This is a genomic window from Pararobbsia alpina (assembly GCF_965118125.1).
In the GTDB taxonomy this organism is placed as follows: Bacteria; Pseudomonadota; Gammaproteobacteria; order Burkholderiales; family Burkholderiaceae; genus Pararobbsia; species Pararobbsia alpina_A.
Map to the genome: position 1 here is coordinate 3447234 of NZ_OZ221287.1, position 23444 is coordinate 3470677.

Annotated in this window: 21 protein-coding genes; 6 read left to right on the forward strand and 15 right to left on the reverse strand. The window is 62.7% G+C overall.

All coding sequences use genetic code 11. The annotated features are described in order from the left end of the window. Window positions 1–3: 3 nt before the first annotated feature. Window positions 4–156, forward strand: coding sequence for a DUF3096 domain-containing protein (locus ACMFWR_RS14945; RefSeq protein WP_413192392.1), 153 nt, complete (start codon window positions 4–6; stop codon window positions 154–156). 158 nt (window positions 157–314) lie between these two features. Here ACMFWR_RS14945 and ACMFWR_RS14950 read toward each other — a convergent pair whose 3' ends face one another. Then, the gene (locus tag ACMFWR_RS14950) at window positions 315–563 is read right to left on the reverse strand and encodes a hypothetical protein (RefSeq protein WP_413194919.1); all 249 of its coding nucleotides are present in this window, start codon (window positions 561–563) and stop codon (window positions 315–317) included. 412 nt (window positions 564–975) lie between these two features. On the opposite strand from ACMFWR_RS14950, the gene ACMFWR_RS14955 reads away from it, so the two are divergent. Continuing rightward, on the forward strand, window positions 976–2793 hold the full coding sequence (locus tag ACMFWR_RS14955) for a glycoside hydrolase family 15 protein (RefSeq protein WP_413192393.1): 1818 nt from the start codon (window positions 976–978) through the stop codon (window positions 2791–2793). A 339-nt stretch (window positions 2794–3132) separates the two neighbouring features. Further along, window positions 3133–4392 (forward strand): polyhydroxyalkanoate depolymerase, encoded by a 1260-nt coding sequence (locus ACMFWR_RS14960; protein ID WP_413192394.1) that lies wholly within the window; start codon window positions 3133–3135, stop codon window positions 4390–4392. 114 nt (window positions 4393–4506) lie between these two features. On the opposite strand, the gene ACMFWR_RS14965 is transcribed toward ACMFWR_RS14960, so the two are convergent. The 10 genes from ACMFWR_RS14965 to upp all read right to left on the reverse strand — a co-directional run bounded on the left by ACMFWR_RS14965 (window position 4507) and on the right by upp (window position 14372). Next, a complete protein-coding gene (locus ACMFWR_RS14965) occupies window positions 4507–6078 on the reverse strand; it encodes a PLP-dependent aminotransferase family protein (protein ID WP_413192395.1) in 1572 nt (523 codons plus the stop codon). Window positions 6079–6270: 192 nt separating this feature from the next. Next, complete coding sequence (gene rng / locus ACMFWR_RS14970) at window positions 6271–7737, reverse strand: ribonuclease G (protein WP_413192396.1); 1467 nt, start codon at window positions 7735–7737, stop codon at window positions 6271–6273. A 28-nt stretch (window positions 7738–7765) separates the two neighbouring features. Beyond that, the gene (locus ACMFWR_RS14975) at window positions 7766–8386 is read right to left on the reverse strand and encodes a Maf family protein (RefSeq protein ID WP_413192397.1); all 621 of its coding nucleotides are present in this window, start codon (window positions 8384–8386) and stop codon (window positions 7766–7768) included. A 124-nt stretch (window positions 8387–8510) separates the two neighbouring features. Further along, entirely contained in the window at window positions 8511–8981 is a 471-nt protein-coding gene (rlmH, locus tag ACMFWR_RS14980; protein WP_413192398.1) for a 23S rRNA (pseudouridine(1915)-N(3))-methyltransferase RlmH, read from the reverse strand. Continuing rightward, window positions 8981–9601 carry a ribosome silencing factor gene (gene rsfS / locus ACMFWR_RS14985; RefSeq protein ID WP_413192399.1) on the reverse strand — a complete coding sequence of 207 codons (621 nt, stop codon included), beginning with the start codon at window positions 9599–9601 and terminating at the stop codon, window positions 8981–8983. The genes rlmH and rsfS overlap by 1 nt, the downstream gene beginning before the upstream one ends. A gap of 3 nt (window positions 9602–9604) precedes the next feature. Then, on the reverse strand, window positions 9605–10291 hold the full coding sequence (locus tag ACMFWR_RS14990) for a nicotinate-nucleotide adenylyltransferase (RefSeq protein WP_413192400.1): 687 nt from the start codon (window positions 10289–10291) through the stop codon (window positions 9605–9607). A 16-nt stretch (window positions 10292–10307) separates the two neighbouring features. Further along, entirely contained in the window at window positions 10308–11228 is a 921-nt protein-coding gene (gene hemF, locus ACMFWR_RS14995; RefSeq protein ID WP_413192401.1) for an oxygen-dependent coproporphyrinogen oxidase, read from the reverse strand. Between the two features lie 105 nt (window positions 11229–11333). After that, window positions 11334–12608, reverse strand: coding sequence for a phosphoribosylamine--glycine ligase (gene purD, locus ACMFWR_RS15000; RefSeq protein WP_413192402.1), 1275 nt, complete (start codon window positions 12606–12608; stop codon window positions 11334–11336). Window positions 12609–12653: 45 nt separating this feature from the next. Beyond that, window positions 12654–13382: a YebC/PmpR family DNA-binding transcriptional regulator gene (locus tag ACMFWR_RS15005; RefSeq protein ID WP_413192403.1), complete on the reverse strand. Its 729-nt coding sequence runs from the start codon at window positions 13380–13382 to the stop codon at window positions 12654–12656. A gap of 297 nt (window positions 13383–13679) precedes the next feature. Beyond that, window positions 13680–14372, reverse strand: coding sequence for a uracil phosphoribosyltransferase (gene upp / locus ACMFWR_RS15010; RefSeq protein ID WP_413192404.1), 693 nt, complete (start codon window positions 14370–14372; stop codon window positions 13680–13682). A 252-nt stretch (window positions 14373–14624) separates the two neighbouring features. On the opposite strand from upp, the gene ACMFWR_RS15015 reads away from it, so the two are divergent. From ACMFWR_RS15015 to ACMFWR_RS15025, 3 genes are all read left to right on the forward strand, one after another. Continuing rightward, window positions 14625–15404: an SDR family oxidoreductase gene (locus tag ACMFWR_RS15015; RefSeq protein WP_413192405.1), complete on the forward strand. Its 780-nt coding sequence runs from the start codon at window positions 14625–14627 to the stop codon at window positions 15402–15404. Between the two features lie 152 nt (window positions 15405–15556). Further along, entirely contained in the window at window positions 15557–15946 is a 390-nt protein-coding gene (locus tag ACMFWR_RS15020; protein WP_413192406.1) for a methylglyoxal synthase, read from the forward strand. A 386-nt stretch (window positions 15947–16332) separates the two neighbouring features. Beyond that, window positions 16333–17886, forward strand: a complete 1554-nt coding sequence (locus ACMFWR_RS15025; RefSeq protein WP_413192407.1) for a methyl-accepting chemotaxis protein — start codon at window positions 16333–16335, stop codon at window positions 17884–17886. 159 nt (window positions 17887–18045) lie between these two features. Here ACMFWR_RS15025 and ACMFWR_RS15030 read toward each other — a convergent pair whose 3' ends face one another. The 4 genes from ACMFWR_RS15030 to msbA all read right to left on the reverse strand — a co-directional run bounded on the left by ACMFWR_RS15030 (window position 18046) and on the right by msbA (window position 23395). Next, the gene (locus ACMFWR_RS15030; RefSeq protein WP_413192408.1) at window positions 18046–18891 is read right to left on the reverse strand and encodes a glycosyltransferase family 2 protein; all 846 of its coding nucleotides are present in this window, start codon (window positions 18889–18891) and stop codon (window positions 18046–18048) included. Window positions 18892–19011: 120 nt separating this feature from the next. Beyond that, window positions 19012–19941 (reverse strand): glycosyltransferase family 2 protein, encoded by a 930-nt coding sequence (locus ACMFWR_RS15035; RefSeq protein ID WP_413192409.1) that lies wholly within the window; start codon window positions 19939–19941, stop codon window positions 19012–19014. Window positions 19942–20056: 115 nt separating this feature from the next. Continuing rightward, window positions 20057–21328 carry an O-antigen ligase family protein gene (locus ACMFWR_RS15040; protein ID WP_413192410.1) on the reverse strand — a complete coding sequence of 424 codons (1272 nt, stop codon included), beginning with the start codon at window positions 21326–21328 and terminating at the stop codon, window positions 20057–20059. Between the two features lie 273 nt (window positions 21329–21601). Further along, the gene (msbA, locus tag ACMFWR_RS15045; protein ID WP_413192411.1) at window positions 21602–23395 is read right to left on the reverse strand and encodes a lipid A export permease/ATP-binding protein MsbA; all 1794 of its coding nucleotides are present in this window, start codon (window positions 23393–23395) and stop codon (window positions 21602–21604) included. Between the last annotated feature and the right edge of the window lie 49 nt (window positions 23396–23444).

Consider the following 23444-nt stretch of genomic DNA (forward strand, 5'->3'; position numbering starts at 1 on the left):
GCCATGAACGTCACGCTGAGTCTCGGCCCGCTGGTTTCGCTGATCGCCGGCATTCTGATTCTGATCGTACCGAGCCTGCTCAACTATATCGTTGCGCTATACCTGATCATCATCGGCGTGATCGGGCTCTTCGGAGTGGGAGGCATGCACTTCTGAAGACGCACGGGCAAACGCGCGTCGTGTTGAATGCGCTTGCACGCGCTTGCATGCGACTTTGCGTGGATACAGCAGATACACCGCGCCGGCGACGACGCCTGCGCGGTGTCTTTGAGATCGTTCACCGCAGACGGTCGGTGCGCGCACCGATCGTCGATTCACCCATGTACAAGCTGATCGAGCCGAAGCTTGCCTTGCAGCGAAAGGCCGCCCACCTCGTAGCTACCATGGCCGCCGCTGCAACGCTTGAAGCAACCGCGCTCCATCAGAAACGTCGCCGTCGCATCAAGTCGATTGCGCGAGAGACCCAGATTTTCGTAACTCAGCCGCACCACGTCTTCCGAATTCGCGACGCGCTCGGCAGCGGTGAGGATGGCAATGCAGTCGGATTTGGATGGCATAAGCATGAACTCTCCCAACATGAAGTGGACAATCGTTCAGCTAGCGCACGGCGCGACTCACGTACGCTATGGCGCGGGTTCTTGCGCGGGTTTCTGCTAGGGCTACTGCGCTTGCCGAGGACCACATCGATACGCGCGTCACCGACGCGTGCTCGGCGCGCGCATCACCGCACCCGGAACCCTGATTCTAATCAGCGAAAAAACGAAAGCAAGCGTATTTGCTACGCTTGAACGACCTTTAAATGCGGCATATCGACGCATCCCCGAGCTGTTTTTTCGAGCGGTCAAAATGACGCTATGGCCCATTTGCGGATATGTCTGGCGCGCAAACGATTGGAGTTCTCGTTAGTATCGATGTTCCGTGATAAACCCCAGTGCGAGACTCTGTCGGTCGCGCCTTGAAACAGAAATTATTGCCATGCCTTCACGTATCGAAGACTACGCGTTGATTGGGGACGGCCATACCGCCGCCCTCGTTGCGCGAGACGGTTCCGTCGACTGGCTCTGCTGGCCGCGGTTTGATTCAGCCGCCTGTTTTGCGGCGCTGCTCGGCAGCCCCGACCACGGTCGGTGGCTTCTGACCCCGGCGGAAGGCTCCGCGCGCGTGACCCGCCGCTATCGCGAGGGCACGCTGATTCTCGAAACCGACTACGAGACGTCGACCGGTTGCGTGACGGTCGTCGACTTCATGCCCTTGCGCAACGGATGGTCGGAATTGATCCGCATCGTGTTCGGCAAACGCGGATCGGTCGACATGAAGATGGAAATGGCATTGCGTTTCGACTATGGCGCCGCAGTGCCATGGGTCACGCAATTGCCCGATGGTTCAGGCCTGCGCGCGATTGCCGGCCCCGATATGGTCACACTCCGCACACCGGTCGAACTGGTCGGCGTCAATTTGCATACCGAAGCGCACTTCCGTGTCGACGAGGGCCAGGCGGTGCCGTTCACGCTGGCCTACACGCCGTCGCACCAGGCGTTGCCGCCCGCTGGCAACGCACGCAACGCGCTTGCTAAGACGGAGAATTACTGGCGCGAATGGTCGGGCCGCAGCACGGTCACCGGCCGGTATGCCGACCCCGTTCAGCGCTCCGTCATCACGCTGAAGGCCCTGGCCTATGAGCCCACCGGCGGCATCGTCGCGGCGCCGACGACCTCCCTGCCCGAAGCGATCGGCGGCACCCGGAACTGGGACTACCGCTACACGTGGCTGCGCGACGCCACGATCACCTTGCTCGCGCTGATGCGCTGCGGGTACTACGACGAGGCCGGCAAGTGGCGCGACTGGCTCGCTCGTGCCATCGCGGGCTCGCCCGATCAGTTACGCATCATGTACGGACTCGCCGGCGAACGCCGCCTTCCCGAGTGGGAAGTGCCCTGGCTCCCCGGTTACGAGAACTCGCAGCCTGTGCGCATCGGCAATCAGGCTGTCGATCAACTTCAGCTCGACGTCTACGGCGAAGTGATGAATGCGCTGTTCGTCGCGCGTGCGGGTGGTTTGCCTGCCGACGAAGCATCGTGGCCGATTCAGAACTCGCTCGTCGACCACCTCTCCAAAATCTGGACCCAGCCCGACGAAGGCATCTGGGAAGTGCGCGGCGGCCGTCAGCACTTCACGTTCTCGAAGGTCATGGCGTGGGTGGCAGTGGATCGCGCGATCAAATCGATCGAACGTTTTGGCGTCGAAGGGCCGCTCGATGAATGGCGCACCCTGCGCGCGCGCATCCACGACGATGTCTGCACGAAGGCCTGGAATCCGAAACTGCAAGCGTTCACGCAGTCCTATGGCGGCAACAATCTCGACGCCAGCGTGCTGCTGATGTCTTTGCTCGGCTTCCTGCCCGCGACCGATCCGCGCATGCGCAGCACCATCGAGGCGATCGAGCGCAACCTCACCGACGGCGGTCTTGTGCTGCGGTACCGCACCGAGCATACGGCCGATGGTCTGCCCCCGGGCGAAGGCACGTTCCTCGCCTGCAGCTTCTGGATGGCCGACAACCTCGCACTGATCGGCCGGCGCGACGAAGCGCACGAACTTTACGGACGGCTGCTCGCGCTGCGCAACGATGTGGGTCTGCTGGCCGAGGAGTACGACGTGGTCCGTCAACGCCAGGTCGGCAATTTCCCGCAGGCGTTCTCGCACGTTGCATTGATCCACACGGGACTGAACCTCATGCGGCACGAACAGGAGATGGCGCGCGACGCGGGACAACCTGCGAGCGAGGCGGCGGCATAGGCCGGCGTCGGCCCCTACTCCAACACAGGACAAAGTAAAGCGCGGGTCAGCGGCGTCCGGCCTTGAAACCACATGGCGCACTGCGTCATTTCAACGACACACGCCAGGGCTCAATCTGTGCAACTATATGCCGTTAAACAGGTTTCACGGTTGCTGCCCCGCGGCACAAGGGTTTGTCCGGAATGATGGGTGTTCATATATTAGTGATACATTCATCGCGCAGTCCGAATTTTGCTGCAGCGCAGCGGCAATACCTTTTTGTGCACTGTGCAACACTTTGATTTTGTTGAAAAAGGCCGGTGGTCGAACCGCTGCCGACCCTGAGACCAGGAAGCGCCGATGCTTTACCAACTTCACGAAATACAACGCGCGTTCTGGGGGCCGATCACCGCATGGGCGGAGGCGGCTTCCAAGTCGTTCGTCAATCCGGCCAGCCCCCTCGCTTACGTCCCGGGCGCGTCGCGCCTCGCTGCCGGCTATGAGCTGATGTACCGGCTCGGCAAGGACTATGAAAAACCCGAATTCGATATCCGGGCGATCGAGAAAGACGGCCTGAGCATTCCGATCGTCGAACAGTCGATCGTCGAAAAGCCGTTTTGCCGCCTGCTTCGCTTCAAGCGTTATTCCGACGACGCGAAGGAAGTGAAGGTCATGAAGGACGAGCCGGTCGTGCTCGTCTGCGCACCGCTGTCGGGTCACCACTCGACGCTGCTGCGCGACACGGTCCGCACGCTGCTGCAAGACCACAAGGTCTACATCACCGACTGGATCGACGCGCGCATGGTGCCGTTCGACGAGGGTGCGTTCCACCTCGACGATTACATCGCCTACATCCAGGACTTCATCCGCCATATCGGTGCGAAGGACCTGCACGTCATTTCGGTGTGCCAGCCGACGGTGCCCGTGCTTGCCGCGATTTCGCTGATGGCCAGCCGCGGTGAAGTCACGCCGCGCACGATGACGATGATGGGTGGCCCGATCGACGCACGCAAGAGCCCGACCTCGGTCAACTCGCTCGCAACCAAGCATTCGTATGAATGGTTCGAGAACAACGTGATCTACACGGTGCCGTCGAACTATCCGGGTGTGGGCCGCAAGGTCTATCCGGGCTTCCTCCAGCACGCGGGCTTCGTCGCGATGAATCCGGAGCGCCATCTGTCCGCGCACTGGGAGTTCTACGAGAACCTGATCCGCGGCGACGAAGAAGACGCCGACCAGCATCGCCGCTTCTACGACGAGTACAACTCCGTGCTCGACATGGCAGCCGAGTACTACCTCGAGACGATCCGGATCGTGTTCCAGGAATTCAGCCTGGCCGAAGGCACCTGGGTCGTCGAAGGCGAGCCCGTGCGTCCGCAGGACATCACGAGAACCGCACTCTTCACGATCGAAGGCGAACTCGACGATATTTCGGGCGACGGGCAGACACGTGCAGCGCATGAGCTTTGCACGAGCATCCCGGAAGCGTCACGCCGTCACTTTACGGCCGAGAAATGCGGGCACTACGGGATCTTCTCGGGTCGCCGCTGGCGCAACATCATCTATCCGCAGATTCGCGATTTCATCAACGAGCATCAGCCGGAGACGGTCGAGGCTTAAGGTGGTGTAGCGCCGCTGCGAGGCGCGAACAGAGGTAAAGAAACGGTCGTGGGACTTCGGTGCCACGACCGTTTTGTTTTGCAAGCTGACCGCCTCAGCACGTTGCGATGCCGCCTACGGTGCGAGCGAGCGCATCACCGAAGCGAGCCGGTCCAGTCCGATATCGATGCTGTCGGCCTCAATGCCACCATATCCGAAGAGTAGTCCGCGCCGCGGCGGAGCCTTCTGGTAAAAGCCCGAAAGACCGTAAAGACCGACTTTCACCTCGCGCGCAGCAGCCACGATCAACGCTTCGTCAATCGGGGGCCTGATCAGCGCCACCATATGGATGCCAGCCACGGGCACCACCGGTTCGAACCAGCGCGCGAGGTCTCCGCGTAAATGTTTGAGCAGCATGTCTCTGCGCGCCGCATAGCGCTTGTGCACACGACGCAGGTGCTTGGCGAAGTCGCCTTCAAGCATGAACTGCGCGAGGGCCGACTGCGTCATCGAGCAACTATGCCGGTCGTTGAGCTGCTTGGCCTTTTGAAGCGCTTCGATCAGCGATACCGGCGGGACGAAGTAGCCGATTCGCAATTCCGGAAAGATCGTCTTTGAAAACGTCCCGACGTACGCGACGAGCCCGGCTTGATCGAGGCTCTTGAGCGATTCCATCGGACGCCCTTCAAAGCGGAACTCGCCGTCGTAGTCGTCTTCGATGATCAGTGCGCCGCGTTGCTGCGCCCATTCGAGCAGCTCGACGCGACGCTCGAGGCTCATCGGCATGCCCATCGGAAACTGATGCGACGGCGTCACGTAGACGATGCGCGCTTCGTCGGGTAGCTTCGCGACGACGAGACCGTGCTCGTCGACAGGCACGTCGACGACGCGAGCGCCCAAGGCCCCCAGGCACGCACGAACGGGCGGATAGCCCGGATCCTCAACGGCCACGATGTCGCCGGGCCGGATCATCACGCGGGCCAGCAGATCGATCGCCTGCTGCGCACCGTGCGTGACGAACACGCCTTCCTCATCGGTCGCGACCGCTCTGCTATAGGCCAGATAGCGTGCGACGGCGAGACGCAACTCGGACTCACCGGCTGTCTCGTGGTACGCGCCCACGCCGCGCGCCTGAATACGGAGTGCGTGATTGACGCAACGCCGCCATACGTCGAACGGAAACTGTGTCTTGTCGGTCACGCCACCGACGAAGTCGTACTCCATGCCTTCGGTCGCATGCGGCAGCGTGCGCACGTCGGGAAACGTATCCCAGATCGGCAGCGGGCGCGGCAGCACGACCTTGTGGCGCAGACCAAAGTCGCCGGGAGTCCCGGCGAGACCGTGCCCTTGCCCATGGCCGCGCTCGTGCCCATGACCACGTTCGTGCCGCTCACCCCGTTCGCTTCTGTCTCCACGCTCACCGCGTTCGCCGACGACAATGCGGTCGCCTTTCGACGGCAAGCGCATCAGGCCATCGGCGACGAACGTGCCGTCACCCGGACGGGAAATCAGATACCCCTCCGCACCGAGTCGCTCGAACACTTCGAGCGTCGTCTTGCGCGACACGCCGAGCTGGAGTGCAAGGTCGCGCGTCGAGGGCAAGCGCTCGCCTGCTGGCAGACGGCCGTCGAGAATGCCGGTACGCAGCTGCCGATAGAGCTGCCCGGTCAGATCGCGCCGGCCTTCAATCGTAATGTGAATGTCCATCGAGAGGGCCGCGCAGGGGAAAAGCCCGGCGCGACGCTGGTCGGATTTTTGCACACGATCGCACGAGTCGTCCGGGCGGGAAGCAGCCAGACGCGCCTGCGAGAGAAAGCATTCCGACGCCGGACAGCTCAATGCGGCTTCATCGCGCCGCACGTTCGGTTGAGCTGTGCCATGCCGAGTGACGCAAGTGGATCACATCAGCACAATGTCGTACTGCTCCTGGCTCAGATTATTCTCAACCTGAAGCGAGACGGGCTTGCCGATGAAATCGCAGAGCATCGCCAGATGCTGCGACTCTTCTTCGAGGAATAAATCGATGACCGCCTGTGAAGCGACCACGCGGAACTCACGCGGGTTGAACTGCCGCGATTCGCGCAGGATTTCGCGCAGCACGTCATAGCACACCGTGCGTGGCGTTTTGACCTGGCCCTTGCCGAGGCACACAGGGCACGGTTCGCACAGCACGTGCGCCAACGATTCGCGCGTCCGCTTGCGCGTCATCTCGACCAGCCCCAGCTGCGAGAAGCCATTGACCGTCACACGCGTGCGATCGCGCGATAGCGCTTTCTTGAGTTCGCTCAGCACCTGATCGCGGTGCTCGGCATTCTCCATATCGATAAAGTCGATGATGATGATGCCGCCGAGATTGCGCAGACGCAGTTGCCGCGCGATCGTATGTGCAGCTTCAAGATTGGTCTTGAAGATCGTGTCGTCGAAGTTGCGCGCACCGACATAGCCACCCGTATTGACGTCGATCGTCGTCATCGCCTCGGTCTGGTCGATCATCAGATAACCACCCGACTTGAGATCGACGCGACGCGAGAGCGCCCGCTCGATTTCGCCTTCGATGTTGTACAGATCGAAAAGCGGCCGCTCGCCAACATAGTGATGGAGCTTCGGGTTCACCGCCGGAGTGAACTGCGTGGCGAAGTCGACGAGCTTCTGGAACGTCTCGCGCGAGTCGACCAGCACCTTCGTCGTTTCATCGCTGACAAAGTCACGCAAGACGCGCTGAGCCAGATTGAGGTCTTCATAGAGCACGGACGGCGCCGGCACGCGCAGCGCCTGACTCTGGATCGTCGCCCACGTCTTGCGCAGGTACGCGACGTCGTTGCCAAGCTCTTCGCTCGACGAGTCCTCGGCGATCGTGCGCACGATGTAGCCGCCCTTCTCGTCGGACGGCAACACGGATGTCAGCCGCGCACGCACGGCTTCGCGATCCGCCTCGCTTTCGATCTTCTGCGAAATGCCGATATGCGGCTCCTGCGGCAAATACACCAGCGTACGGCCCGCGATGCTGATCTGTGTCGACAGCCGCGCGCCTTTGGTGCCGATAGGATCCTTGATGACCTGAACCATCAGGGTTTGCCCGTCAAAGACCGTCTTCTCGATCGGTTGAAGCGGGGCATTATGCGATTCGCCGGGTACACGCGGATGCCAGATATCGGCGACGTGGAGAAACGCGGCCCGCTCGAGCCCGATATCGATAAAGGCGGATTGCATGCCCGGCAACACACGGACGACCTTGCCGAGATACACATTGCCGACGCGTCCGCGCGACAGCGTGCGCTCTACGTGGAGCTCCTGGACCGCACCCTGCTGAACGATTCCAACCCGGGTCTCCTGCGGTGTGATGTTGATCAGGATGTCTTCGTTCATGTTGTGGTTATGGTCCGGAAAACGCCAATCAGAATTCGACGCGCGCGGCTCGTAAAAGTGTCGCTGTCTCGAACAAGGGCAAACCCATGATACCGGAATAGGACCCTTCGATTTGCGCGACGAATTCGGCCGCCCTGCCCTGAATCCCGTAGGCACCGGCTTTTCCGAACGGCTCGCCGCTCGCAACGTACGCGTCGATCTGCGCAGGCGTCATCGGGGCAAAGCGCACGCGCGAGACGGAGAGCGCTGAGTGGACACCATTCGCCGCGCCGACGGCCACTGCAGTCAGCACCTGGTGCTCACGGCCAGCCAGTCGCGCGAGCATGTCGGCCGCATGCGCAGCGTCTGACGGTTTGCCCAAAATGGCATCATCGACGGTCACGGTCGTATCCGCTGTCAGAATCGGCGCACCCTGCAGTGCGCTCCCGCTCAGCCGTGCGACAGCCGCTTCCGCCTTCGCCTGACAGACACGCACCACGTACGCGTGCGCAGGCTCGCCTGGCAACTCGGCCTCAAGGGCTTCCGCCGCGGCCGTATCGTCGGGCAACAGCAGTTCGAAGCGCACACCAATCTGTTGAAGCAACTCGCGACGGCGCGGGCTTTGGGAAGCGAGGTACACGAACGGAGAAGACGCAGTGGTTGATTGCATCAGAGGGCATAGAGTGAGATGGACGCATCGCTGCTGCGGTGCGCAAACACGGCGCTCGGCATAACCCGCGCGTGACAGGCCGGCAAGGCCTCAGGCCCTGCCGCCTCTCACGCCGATGGGTCTGCTACGCCCGATGATACGGATGATTCTGCGTGATGGTCCACGCACGATAGAGCTGCTCGGCGAGCAGCACGCGCACCATCCCGTGGGGAAGCGTCAGGCTGGAAAGTCGCAGCAGCGTGTCGGCACGGGCCTTGAGTGCCGGATCGAGCCCGTCGGCACCGCCGATCACGAACGCGACGTCGAGTCCGTCCTGTTGCCAGCGCGGCAACGCCTGGGCGAGCTGCATCGTCGTCCAGTCCTTGCCGTGCTCGTCGAGGGCGACGATGCGCACCTTCTTGGGCAGCGCCGCTTCGATGCGCTGCCGCTCGACGGCCATCACGGTCTCGGCGTTGCGCGCACCCGAACGCAGTTCGGGCTTGATCTCGATAAGTTCGATGCGCAGCTCGGGCGGCATGCGCTTCGTGTATTCCGCAAAGCCGCTCGCGATCCAGTCGGGCATCTTGTGCCCGACCGCGAGCACATACAGCTTCATCAGCCTGCCGAACGCGTGGTCTTGCGGGCCGGCGTCTTGCGCGGGGCAGCGGTCTTGGCAGCCGTGCCCGCCGTCTTGCGTGCGGGGGCCTTCTTCGCGGGAGCATCGCCCGACTTGGCGGCCGTCTTGCGGGGCGCGGCCTTCTTGGCAGCAGTCTTCGCGCCTGCCGTCTTGGCGGGGGCCTTGCGTGCGGTCGTCTTGCGAGCCGGCGCCTCATCGACGTCGTCTTCCTCGTCTTCATCGGCCGTCACGCGCGCGCCGCCGAACGCCGAGCCGCCGCTCAGCTTGACCTTGACGGGCTTGTCGCCCCAGATCTCTTCGAGGTTGTAGTACTGGCGCAATGCGGGCTGCATGATGTGCACGACGCAGTCGCCGCAATCGACGAGCACCCATTCGCCGACGTCCTCGCCTTCGGTGCTCACGATATGCCCGCCGGCTTCCTTGACGAACTCGCGCACGCTGTTCGCGAGCGCCTTCGTCTGACGGTTCGACGTACCGCTCGCGACGATCACGCGATCGAAAAGCGACGTCAGATGCGTCGTGTTGAAGACTTTGATGTCTTGCGCCTTGACGTCTTCGAGACCGTCGATGATGACGCGTTGCAGCTTGGTGATGTCCATTGTTTACGACTGATAGAGATGATGTTGCCGAATATAGTGCCAGACATTGGCCGGGACGCGTTCCGCGGATGCGTCGTGCACGGCCAGGCGGTGCTTCAAGTGTTCGCGAATATCGGTTGCCGAAATGTCGAGCGCGAGGGCTTCGTCGATCAGTATATGACCTCTCGACGATTGCGCGACCGTCTCGACGGTGGCACGCCGCTCGCGAATCGCATCGCGCAGCACCGCCGATTCGATATCGCGCTCTTCGAAACCGGGTCGCGACTCCGCGCAGATATGCGCAAAGTCGAACAGCCGGCGCCATTCGTGCCACGTATCGAGGCGCACGAGCTGGTCGCCACCGATCAGATAGCACAGCGACGCCTGCTCTCCGACGCGCTCGCGCCAGAGCGCGAGTGTATCGACCGTATAGGTCGCGCTGCCGCGCTCAACCTCCTCGGTGGCCACGCTGACCATGGTGCCGGGCAACGAGAGCTGCTCAGCGGCCAGCCGGGTCATTGCAAGCCGGTGCGCGGCGCTCGACACGCCCGCCTTCTGATAGGGCTGCCCGGCCGGCATCAGCACGAGCTCGTCGAGCTCGAGCAACGCGGCAAACCGTCGCGCGAGCGCGAGATGGCCATCGTGGATCGGATCGAAGGTACCGCCGAGGATGCCGATACGTCTGCGCTCGTTCGTAGATATCGTGGACATGATCGACACGCGCCTCTCAGACCCACGTTCGCGGTACGAGGAAATCGGTGTACAGACGCTGCTCCTCCGATCCCGGCTCGGGTTTCCAGTCGTAGCGCCAGTGCGCGACCGGCGGCATCGACATCAGAATCGACTCCGTGCGTCCACCGCTTTGCAGGCCGAACAAAGTGCCACGGTCGAACACGAGATTGAATTCGACATAGCGGCCGCGCCGATAGCACTGGAACGCGCGTTCACGTTCGCCGTACGGATGCGCATGCCGACGTTCGACGATCGGCTGATAGGCCGTCAAAAACGCGTCGCCGACGCTGCGCATCATCGCAAAACCCTGCTCGAAGCCGAGTTCGTTGAAGTCATCGTAGAAGATGCCGCCAATGCCACGTGCCTCGCCGCGATGCTTGAGGTAGAAATAGTCGTCGCACCACTTCTTGAAACGCGGATGCAGATCCGCACCGAACGGCGTCAACGCATCGCGGCAGACGGTATGAAAGTGGCGCGCATCGTCCTCGAAGCCGTAGTACGGCGTGAGATCCATGCCGCCGCCGAACCAGAACACCGGTGCGTCGGTCGGGTGAACGGCCACGAACACGCGCACGTTCATATGCACGGTCGGGCAATACGGATTCAACGGGTGCAACACGAGCGATACGCCGATCGCCTCGAAACTGCGTCCCGCGAGCTCCGGACGCGCGGCCGATGCCGACGGCGGCAACCGGTCGCCCATCACGTGCGAAAAGCCGACGCCCCCGCGCTCGAAGATCGAGCCGCCTTCAATGATCCGCGACCGGCCGTTGCCGCGCAGCGGGTCAGTGGGCAGCTTCTCCCAGGCGTCGGTGATGAACGGCGTGCCGTCGATCGCGCCAAACGTCTCGGTAATGCGGGTCTGCAGATCGAGCAGATAGCTACGGACTGCGGTCAGGTCGAGTGAAGCATTCATCCGGTGAGATTCCAACGAAAAAGGGCCGCTGCAGTATCGCAGGCCGGCCCGATGCCCCACTTGCGTCAGGTCAATGCGGCACGGACCGCGCCCGTGCCGTGCCCGTCAGTGCTTGCGATTCAGCGCACGATAGCCGATATCGCGACGGAACTGCATGCCGTCGAACTCGATCCGGTTGATCGTTTCGTACGCCGCCGACTGCGCGCCACGCACCGAATCCGACAGACCGACCACGCACAACACGCGGCCGCCCGTTGTCGTGAGCTTGTCTTCGGTGAGCGTCGTGCCCGCGTGGAAAGTGACCGAAGTATCGGTTTCGGGAGGAATGCCCGAGATCAGGTCGCCCTTGCGCGGCGCGTCGGGATAACCATGCGCCGCCAGCACGACGCCCAGCGCGGTCCGGCGGTCCCACGTGAGCTCGACCGACTCGAGTTCGCCACTGATCGCCGCCTCGACCACGCGCGAAAAGTCGCCCTTGAGGCGCGACATGATCGGTTGCGTTTCGGGATCGCCCATCCGGCAGTTGAATTCGAGCGTCTTCGGGTTGCCTTGCGCGTCGATCATCAGGCCCGCGTACAGGAAGCCCGTATAACGGATGCCTTCCTTCTCCATGCCGCGGATCGTCGGCTGGATGATCTCGCGCATCACGCGCGCATGCAGCTGCGGCGTCACGATCGGCGCGGGCGAGTAAGCGCCCATGCCGCCGGTATTCGGACCTTGATCCGCGTCGAGCAGGCGCTTGTGATCCTGGCTCGATGCCAGCGGCAGCACGTGCTTGCCGTCGACCATCACGATAAAGCTCGCTTCCTCGCCCGTCAGGAACTCTTCGATGACCACGCGTGCGCCCGCGTCGCCGAGCTTGTTGTCGGCGAGCATCGAATCGACGGCCGCATGGGCCTCTTCGAGCGTCATCGCCACGACCACGCCCTTGCCCGCAGCGAGTCCGTCGGCCTTGATCACGATCGGGGCGCCCATCCGGTTGATATAGCCGTGAGCCGCGGCGGCGTCCGTGAACGTTTCGTACTCGGCCGTCGGAATGCCATGGCGCTTCATGAACGCCTTGGCGAAGTCCTTCGAGCTTTCGAGCTGCGCCGCTTCCTGCGTCGGCCCGAACACCTTGAGCCCGCGCGAACGGAACAGGTTGACGATGCCCGCCGCAAGCGGCGCTTCCGGACCAACGAGCGTGAACGCGATGCCTTCCGACACGACGAAGTCGGCCAATGCCGACAGGTCGGTAATCGGCACGTTGCGCATGCGGTCGTCAAGCGCCGTACCGCCGTTGCCCGGTGCGACATACACGAGCTGAACGCGCGGCGACTGCGCGAGCTTCCACGCGAGCGCATGTTCACGCCCGCCCGAACCGACCACCAATACCTTCATGTGAATCCCCGAAACTTTTGAAATCTGTGCTGCCGGCGGGAGGCCCTATGCCTCGTCGATCACCGCGTTTGTATACACTTCCTGGACGTCGTCGAGGTTTTCGAGCGCATCGAGCAGCTTCTGCATCTTGACGGCGTCGTCACCCGTAAAGGTGACTTCGGTTTGCGGCTTCATCGTGACTTCGGCGAGTTCCGCCTTGAAACCGGCTGCCTCGAGCGCTGCCTTGACCTTTTCGAAATCCGGCGGCGGGCACAGCACTTCCACGCTGCCGTCTTCGTTGCTCGACACATCCTCGGCGCCGCCTTCGAGCGCGGCTTCCATGATCGCGTCTTCGGAGCTGCCCGGCGCGAAGATGAATTGGCCGACGTGATCGAACATGAACGCCACCGAACCGTCGGTGCCCATGTTGCCGCCGTGCTTCGAGAACGCATGGCGCACTTCGGCGACCGTGCGCGTGCGGTTGTCGGTCATCGTGTCGACGATGATTGCCGCGCCGCCGATGCCGTAGCCCTCGTAGCGGATTTCTTCGTAGTTCACGCCTTCGAGGTTGCCGGCACCGCGCTGGATCGCGCGCTGGACGTTGTCCTTCGGCATATTGGCCTCGGCCGCCTTTTCGGCAGCCAGGCGCAGGCGCGGATTGGTGTTGATGTCGCCGCCGCCCAGACGCGCGGCCACGGTGATTTCCTTGATCAGACGCGTCCAGATCTTGCCGCGCTTGGCATCGGTGGCGGCTTTCTTATGCTTGATATTGGCCCATTTGGAATGACCGGCCATAGTGACTCTCCGTGGCGCGCGTTTCGTGCGCGCGCTGCTATCAGTGTGCTTTCGTTGACTCGGCCCGAATGCCAGCGCAACCGCGTCGCGCGCTGCCCGCATGACCGCGGCCGCCCGCGGCGCGTCACGATGCACCGCGAGGGCTGATCGGACAGGCTGCTGACGGCGTGCGGCGACGAATCGGTTCGCTCGACATGGCGCGCGAACCCCGCCTCGGCCGGAGCGCAATTTTAGCATGCCGCCCCCGGTTGTTCGCCCCGCCGTGTGCGCCCGGGAATCGCATGCCTGAAGGGGGACTCAGTTCTTCGTGCCGAACAGGCGGTCGCCTGCGTCGCCGAGGCCCGGCACGATATACGCGTGTTCGTTCAGGTGCGAGTCGAGCGAGGCGACGAAGAGCTGCACCTCGGGATGGGCGTCGAGAAAGACCTTTACGCCTTCGGGCGCGGCCACCAGAGCGAGAAACTTGATGGAGTCTCCGGACACGCCGCGCTTCTTGAGCACGTCAACCGCATGAGCGGCCGAGTATCCGGTCGCGACCATCGGGTCACAGAGGATGAACGTGCGCTCTTCGAGGTCCGGCGGCAGCTTGACCAGATACTCGACCGGGCGATGCGTTTCGTGGTCGCGGTAGACGCCGATATGGCCAACGCGCGCCGACGGCACCAGTTCCAGCAAGCCGTCCGACATCCCGACGCCTGCGCGCAGCACAGGCACGATCGCAAGCTTCTTGCCCGCGATCACCGGCGCGTCGTATTCGATCAGTGGCGTCTCGATATGGCGGGTCGTCAACGGAAGGCTGCGCGTGATCTCATAGCCCATCAGCAGCGTGATTTCGCGCAGCAGGTCGCGGAACGTACGCGTCGACGTGTTCTTGTCACGCATATGCGTGAGCTTGTGCTGGATCAGCGGGTGATTGAGGATCGTGAGATTCGGGAAGCGCGGGTCGAACTGGGTGCCGAGGCTGGGCTTGTCGATTTGGCTGGCGGTCATGACCGGGTGGGCTCGAGGATCGTCGGCGCGAGGCCGGAGATGAAAGATCAGCGCGCCTGCAGCAAGCCGGAGACCGGCGGGCCACGGCGCGGCGTGTGTGCGAAGTGTAGCGAATTTGGGGCCTCGCGGGCAGTCGCAATCTGCCGACGTGCCATCGCCCCTGCCCCAATGCATATCGCTTGCGGTCGACCATCCCCTAAAATGGCAGTCTCACTCAGATCGCTCAGACAGAAACGGGCCACGGAGAACGCGATGGACATGGGAATTGCCGGCCGGCGTGCGCTGGTCTGCGCGTCAAGCAAGGGCCTCGGACGGGGCTGCGCCGAAGCGCTCGCCGCAGAAGGCGTCGAGATCACGATTCTGGCGCGCACGCGCGAGACGCTCGAAAAAACGGCCGATGAGATCCGTGCCGCCACAGGCGCGAAAGTGCAGGCGGTGGCCTGCGATATCACCACCCCCGAAGGCCGCGCCGCCGCGCTTGCGCTCTGCCCTCAACCCGACATTCTCATCAACAACGCGGGCGGCCCGCCGCCGGGTGATTTCCACGACTGGGACCGCGACGACTGGATCGCCGCGCTCGACGCCAATATGCTCACGCCGATCGAACTGATCCGCCAGACGATCGACGGCATGGTCGAGCGCCGGTTCGGGCGCATCGTCAACATCACGAGTTCCGCAGTCAAGGCGCCGATCGACGTGCTCGGGCTGTCCAACGGCGCGCGCTCCGGATTGACCGGCTTCGTGGCCGGCCTGGCGCGCAAATATGTCGCGCACAACGTGACGATCAACGGGCTGCTTCCCGGTGCGTTCGATACGGACCGCATCGCGAAGACGCTCGATGTGGCCGCCAAGGCCAGAGGCCTCAACATCGATGAGGTTCGTGCGCAGCGCGAGCAAGGCATTCCGGCGAAGCGCTTCGGTCAGCCGGACGAGTTCGGCAAGGCCTGCGCTTTTCTATGCAGCGCGCATGCCGGGTACATCACCGGACAAAATCTGTTGATCGACGGTGGCGCCTATCCCGGAACGTTCTAAGCCGGAGCGCTTTGAGCGCGGCATTTTCAGCGGGCAACATCTGGCGCAGCTTGCTCCGGTTGGCGCTCACCCACTGCTAATCCGTGCCACCGGGCGCGCCGATCAACGACACCCCTTTTATTTCTACAACAACGACAAGGAACCCCTGGTCCATGAAGACCCGCATCGCGCTGATCGCGCATGACAGAAAAAAAGATGACATCGTCGAGCTCGCCGGCCACTACGTCGATACGCTCGCGCAATGCGACCTCGTCGCGACCGGCACGACGGGCCAGTTGCTGATCGATGCCTGGAAGCTTACGGTCGAGCGCAAGCTCTCCGGCCCGCACGGCGGCGACCTGCAGATCGGCGCAGAACTCGCCGAGGGCCGAGTGCAGATGGTGATCTTCCTGCGTGACCCGATGACGCCGCAGCCTCATGAACCCGATATCAATGCGCTCGTGCGCGCGTGCGACGTGCACAACGTGGCGTGCGCCACCAATCTCGCGACCGCGAAGATGATGCTCGACCGTCTCGCGCTCGATACCCGGGCGGCGAAGTAAGCGACTTCGGCGCGCGTGAAAGAAGACTGACGGTCATGCGCGCCGGCGACGCAACAACCCCGCCGCTTAATGGTTCAGCGGTTCAGCGGTTCAGCGGTTCAGCGGTTCAGCGGTTCAGCGGTTCAGCGGTTCAGCGGTTCAGCGGTTCAGCGGTTCAGCGGTTCAGCAAAATTAAAATCGCATTTTGAGTATTTATATTAATTATTTCGATTTTCCCTTAATGATTTAACCCCTTTTATTCCCGGTTGTTTTTACCGCTTTCGAATAATTAAATATTTCGTGAGCGCGTTAATCAAATTGCCATTTTGTGCCGTTATGCTCCGCAGGATCGGGGTTGTTGTGCACCAGCGGTACACAAAAAGCGGTAACAGAAAGGTAGACCAGACATGGCAAACGGGAAATGGACAGTCCGCGCGAGACTGTATGGGGTCATTGGCATTGCGACTGGCGTGCTCATCACAGTCGGCGTACTCGGACTTTCGGGGCTCTCACACGCAAGCGCGGCCCTGAACCAGATCTACGAAGGGCGTGCAAAAGCCATTGAACGCATCTCGTCGATCGACGAACTGATTGCACAGAGCCGCTTCGCGATCAGCGATGCCGTGCTCGATCCGTCGGCAGCCAAATCCAAGGCGACCGCCGAACTCATGAATCGCAACGCACCGCTGATCGCCTCGCTGTTCGATCAGTACCGCCACTATCCGCTCTCGGATGCCGAGGCGCGGCTTGCCGACCAGTTCGCGAAAGACTACGGCGCGCTACAGAAGGACGGGCTCGCGCCAGCGGCGGCGTTCCTCGCAGCGGGCAATCTGTCCGAAGCTCAGTGGACCATCGAAAAAAACGTCGAACCTCAGACCCTGAAGGTCAAGAAGGAAGCCGCCGAGCTGCGTCAATTGCAGATCGATCAGGGACAGGCCGAATACGACGCGACGCGCGCCGAGGCACGACGCGTGCGCTGGCTCGTCGGCGCGAGCATCGTGCTCGGCGTGTCGATCACATCGCTGTTCTGCTGGCTGCTGGGCCGCACGCTGTTCACGCAGCTCGGCGGCGAGCCGGACTATGCCGCCTTTATCGCGCGCGAGATCTCGCACGGCAATCTGTCGGTCGAAGTTGAAACGCGCCCGGGCGACACATCGAGCGTCGTGTATGACATGAAGCTCATGCGCGACAAGCTCACGACGATGGTCCTCGAGATCAAGCAGTCCGCCGAATCCATCGCGATGGCGGCCGGCGAAATCGCCGCGGGCAATCGCGACCTCACGGTTCGCACTGAAGAACACGCGGCCAATATCGAGCGCACGGCCGCCAACATGGGTCAGATCGTCGCGATCGTGAAGCAGAACGCTGACAACGCCCTGCAAGCGACGCAACTCGCCGAACGCGCCACGTATCAGGCACGCGACGGCAACGACGCAGTCGTTGAAGCGGTCGGCCGCATGGAAACGCTGACCGAGCACTCGCACAAGATCGGCAACATCACATCGGTGATCGAAGGCATCGCGTTCCAGACGAACCTGCTCGCACTGAACGCCGCCGTCGAAGCCGCACGCGCAGGCGGCGCGGGACGCAGCTTTGCCGTGGTGGCAAGTGAAGTGCGTGCGCTTGCGCGTCGCAGCGCGGACGCCGCGAAGGAAATTGCGATCCTGATCGGCGACACGACGCACGAGGTCGATACGAGTTCCGACACGGTGCGCACCGCGGGCGGAACGATCGAGCAGATGATGAAGTCGGTGCGCGATGTCGCGACGCTGATTGATGAAATCTCGACGGCGTCGAGCGAACAGAGCAGCGGCCTCGAAGCGATCAACAAGGCCGTCGCGCAGATGGACGAAGTCACGCAACAAAACGCTGCACTCGTCGAGCAGGCGACGGCCGCGGCTCACGCACTTGACCAGCAGGCCGTGAATCTGAATCGCGCCGTCTCGGCCTTCCTGGTCTGAAGCAACCGACGCAACGGAAGCATGGCGTCGCAGCGCGGCGCCGTGTCGTTCGTGTCGCGTCGTTGTGGCAAGCAGGCGCCACGCCCCTCGGAACTGCGATGGCGCACGACACGAACGCCACGTCCCCTCAGCGTTCGTGCAACGCCTTAAAGCACGGGTTCAGGAGAACGCGCGCTTGAAGCGAGACTTGAGCTTCGCGCGCCGGAACGCCGACGTGTCGTCGGGCTCGCCGAGCGTCAGTCCGTTCTGGCCGACGGCTTGGCCGCGACGCAGGTAGTATTTGTCGAACGTCGACTGCGTCATGCCCCACTTCTGCAGGAACTGTTTGCGGCCGTCGTTCTTGACGACCTTGCCCGTGCTCTTTTGCTGGAAGTGATAGACGAGACTGTCACCGACACCGACGAACGTCCGGCAGCCCGCATCCCACAGCTTCATCGAAAAATCGTTGTCGCTGCTCATGCCCGGACTCAATTCGCTGCTGTAGCCCCCGACCTTGAACCACCAGTCGCGATGCACCAGCGTCGGCGGCCACGTCGCGCCAAGCCAGTCGGGCCGGACGAGCGAAGGACTTTGCGCAACGAGCTTGTCTGCATCGAAGGTCTCGACGTCACGACCGAAATTGCTGACGACCACGCACGGGTTGCCCGTGTCGACCGGTTCAATCATCGTGCCGGACAACAGGAACAGATCACTGTCCATCTGCGCGATACGCTGCTCGAGGGCGGTGTCCCATCCCGGGCAGCAATACATGTCGTCGTTCATATAGACGATGTACTCGTGCTTCGCCTTCGCCGAGATCAGGTTGACGGCATGACAGATGCCGATATTCGCCGGCGACGCAGTGTGCTCGATACCCTGCTCGCGAACCCATTCGAGCGAACCGTCGGATCCATCGTTCACATGCACCAGAATCTGATGCGCATGCGCCGAATGTCGTCGCAGGCTCTCGATCACGAGCTTCAGGTGGCCGAGGTTGTTCCAAGTCGGAATGATGATCGAAAACATCGACGCAAGAACTCGCTGTCAGGTTGATTGAAAAAAGCCGCTGCGGCTGCCGGTGCCCCTCACTGCACGCTGCTCACCGCACTCAGCACTCAGCACTCAGCACTCAGCACGCCGCGCAGATTATCGCTGTGGCGCGTCGTGGTGGCTTTCCCGGCTGCTGTCATGGATCAGCAGACCGGGCAGATTCGCCTCCCAGCCCTCGAGATCCTCGAAGGGGTAACGCTTGCGACTATATAGCCAGCGCTTGAGACGGCTCTTGAACGACGCGCGCGGCACGTTCGGCAGCGCATGCGCGCCCGGCTTCGCGGTCTGCCGAAGATACTCGTGCGTGAATTCGCGCTGGAGCATGCCCCATTTCATCAGGAATTCGCGGCCGCCCTTGTTGCGACGCACGCGGCCCGTCGAACGCATGCCGAAATGATAGATACGGCTCGCGCCGACCACGCGGAAATCGCGGCAGCCGACCAGCCAGAGCTTCATCGTGAAGTCGTCGTCGCTGCTCATGCCCGGGCCGAATTCGATACTGTAGCCGCCGACCAGATGCCACAGACGCCGGCTCACGACCATCGGTTGCAGCGCGACGCCTTGACGATCCTGAGTCGTCAGGCCCGCTGCGAAACGCAGCATGCCCGGCTCGTCGAAGTTTTCCGGACCGGTCCCGTATGCGCCGACCACGATCTGGTCGTTGCCCGTATCGGTCGGCTCGATCAGTTGCGCGGACAGGTACGCGGGTGCATCGCCGATCTTAGCAATGGCATCGGCGAACGCACGGTCCCAACCCGGCGTGCAACTCATGTCGTCGTTCAGAAAGACGATCCAGTCATGCGTGGCAAGCCGCGCGACGTCATTGAGTGCGAGACAGACGCCGACATTGCCCCGGCTCCAGGTATGCCGGATGCCTTGTTCGCGCACCCAGTCCAGCGTGCCGTCCGTCCCCTCGTTCACGTGGACCAGGATCTCGTGTTCGATGCTCGTATGGCGTCGGATACTCTCGACGCAGAGTTTGAGGTACGGCAGGTTGTTCCAGGTCGGAATCAGGATGCTAAACATGGCGCCCAGGCGGAAGAATGTCGTTCAAGAGCCGAAAACCGGCGACATCGGCAATCGAGCACACGGCTGGATTGCTGCGGACTTTCGCGCAAATTTTGTGCGGACCGTTTGCCGACTATAGCGCGAGATGTTGCGCGTGCTGATTCGCCGAGATCGACAACAGCACGGCGACGACGGTTGCGTAAAAAGCCGTGACCAGCTTCAGATCGAACATCTCGACGCTGAAACCGAAAATCAGGAACGAGACGACGAATGCAAGACCCATCGTCGAGCTTCGGCGCGCGCTCGGATGCGGTGAATGCAGGCTCCGCGCGAACACGATACATGGCACCAGGTAGATCGCGACCAAGGCAAGGCCGCCGAGCACGCCATAGTCCGTCAGCCAGGCGAGAAACTGATTGTGCGTTTCGCCCATACCGAAGTGGGCGGCCAGCGGCGTCAGCGCTCCGGATTGAGCGAAGCCCGGCATCGCATCGTGGAATCCATGCGCGCCGAGGCCTTCCCACGGATGCTGGGCCACGATCTTCAGGCCGACCCGATAGAGCTGGAGGCGTACACCGAGCGATGTGTCCTTGTTGCCGGCTTCAAACTGCGAGTAGTCGTTCGCCAGCGCGGCGAAACGGTCTTGCACGGCGGTCGTCATCAAGCCGCCCACCACCACGACTGCGCCAATCGCGAGTGTCACCACGATCTTCCAGCGGCGGGCGGTGCGTCCGTGGTGCGTCAGCGCAACAATGACGGCCATGACGGGAATCGCGATCCATCCGCCGCGCGAGCCCGATATCGCCGATGCCGCCAGCCCCGCGCCCAATCCGGCGATCTTGACGATACGGACAATCAGCGGGTCCTTGCGCCACCATCCGAGCGACAGCACCGACAGGATACCGAGCGCCAGGGCGATGTCGCCGAAGTGGATCGCGTCGAGGAACGCATTGCGCCCGCGGTCTTCCACACGCGGTGATGCGAGCATATCGATCAGGGCGACGATCGCGCCGATCGCGAACGACAAATCGGCCGTACGCAACGCGTCGAGGCGCACACGCCGGAGCATGAGGAATACGGGGACGGCCGCCAGAAAGCGCGATGGGGAATCCAGCGTGTTGCCGACGAGTTTGCCGTGGCACGCTTCGATCACGAGCACCACCACGATCGGCGATGCGAGCCCGAGCGTGATCCAGGTATCGGTCGCGTCCCAGTTGAATGCCGCCTGCGAGCGCAGGGCCACGCGTATCAGCATGACAAGGCAGACAACGGCGATGATCAGCGACAACGCGCTCGCTCCACCCTTGACCGCCAGCGACGCCGCCGGAAAGCACAGGAGGAACAGGGCCAGCGGCATCGTGCGCGCACTCACCCCGGAATGGGGTCGGACAGCTTGTTCGGACATAGGAGAAACGGCCACTCACGGCCACACGTCGGCGTATCGGCACTCAGTTGAATTCGACGCGCATTGTAACTGCTTCGGTCAAGCCCTCGAGCCGATTCGCATGGGCGCGGAGTCTGGCGCCGGCAAGACGGCGCAAAGGCAGCGGCACGGCCGCCCAAAGGCGGTCATCGCGTGGCGAGGGTGACGGACTGGCCGAAACAACCGGCTGACCGGGACTTTTGGACGACCGGACTCCGTCCAGTCGCCCCGCGGTTGGCCGTGCGACCTGCGCCGTCAGCTATAGGCTTGCTGAAACTGGATCTGGTGCAGATGTGCGTAAAGCCCGCCGGCCTCGATCAGTTCCTGATGGCTGCCGTGCTCGACGATACGGCCCGCTTCCATCACGAGGATCCGGTCGGCGCGCTCGATGGTCGACAACCGGTGCGCGATGACCAGCGTCGTGCGTCCTTCCATCAACGTTTCAAGCGCCGACTGCACATGGCGTTCCGATTCCGAATCGAGTGCGGAAGTCGCTTCATCGAGAATCAGGATCGGCGCGTTCTTGTAGATCGCGCGCGCGATGGCGAGCCGCTGACGCTGACCGCCGGACAGCATCATGCCGTTGTCACCGACGAGCGTCTCGATACCACCGGGCATGGCCTGCACGGTGTCCCAGAGGTTGGCTGCACGCAGCGCTGCCTCGACACGTGCCGTGTCTGCATCCGTGCCGTACGCCACGTTGTTCGCGATCGTGTCGTTGAAAAGCACGACATCCTGGCTGACCATCGCGATCTGACTGCGCAGGGCATGAATGCCGTACTCGTGCAGCGGAACCCCGTCGACGAGCACTTCGCCTGCGGTCGGATCGAAGAACCGCGGCAGCAGGTTGACGAGCGTTGTCTTGCCACTACCCGACGGACCGGCGAGCGCGATCATTTCACCCGGCGCGGCCTTGAACGACACGCGATCAAGCGTGTGCTTGCCGCTCGTGTTACCCGTCGCGTAGTTGAACGAGACGTCGCGGAATTCGATCGCACCGGTCGCGTGCTCGAGCGGACGTCCGCCGCCTTCAGGCTCGGGCGGTTCGTCGATGAGCCCGAAAATCAGCTCGGCAGCCGTCAGGCCACGTTGCAGCGGCTGGTTGATGTCCATCAGGTGCTTGAGCGGCGAAATGATCAGCAGCATCGACGTGACGAACGCGACGAAGCCGCCCACCGTCGTCTGGTCCGAGGTCGACTGCACCACCGCAATCGTGATCACGACCGCGAGTGCGATCGACGCCAGAAACTGCGTGAGCGGCTGCGCAAGGCCGCCCGAGACGATCATGCGCATCGAGTAGCCGCGCAGGCGCCGGCTCATCTCGCTGAAGCGATCCATCTCGTACTTCTGACCGTTATTGACCTTGACGACCTTGTAGCCGCCGACCGTCTCTTCGACGATGTACGACAGCTCGTTGGTCAGCAGCTGATGTTCGCGGTTCAGGCGCCGCAAACGACGGTTGATCTTGCCGACCAGCCAGCCGATCCCCGGCAGCAGCACCGCCACGATCAGGGTCAGGCGCCAGTTCAGGATAAACAGATAACCGAGCAGGAAGACGACTGTCAGCGAATCGCGCACGAGCGTAATCATCACGCCTGACAGCACGTTGAGGATCTGGTTGACCTCGAACACGATCGCGTTGATGACCGTGCTCGCCGTCTCGCGCTGGAAGAACGCGACGCTCGTGTGGATCATGCGATCGAACATCTTGAGCCGCAGCTCGAGCAAGACCTTGTTCGTCACATACGCGAGCAGATAGCCCGATGCGTACTGCGAGACACCGCGCACCAGGGCCAGCCCGATCACGGCGACCGGCACGAGCCATTTGGCGCGGTCGCTGCCGTGCGTACCGAAACCGTGGTCGAGCAGCGGCTTGAGCAATGCAGGAATACCGGCATCCGTGGCCGAACTGATCGCCATCGAGACGATCGCGCCGACGATCACGAGCATCAGTGGCTTCAGGTACGGCCAGAGCCGGCGCAACACCACGGCCGGCGACGATGCCTCGGCCGAGCCGATGGGTTTGCTTAACGTTGACTTCGCGCTCAAGAAAACCTCTGGGAAAGCGAAAGAACTTCCGCCCGACGGACGGATTTCA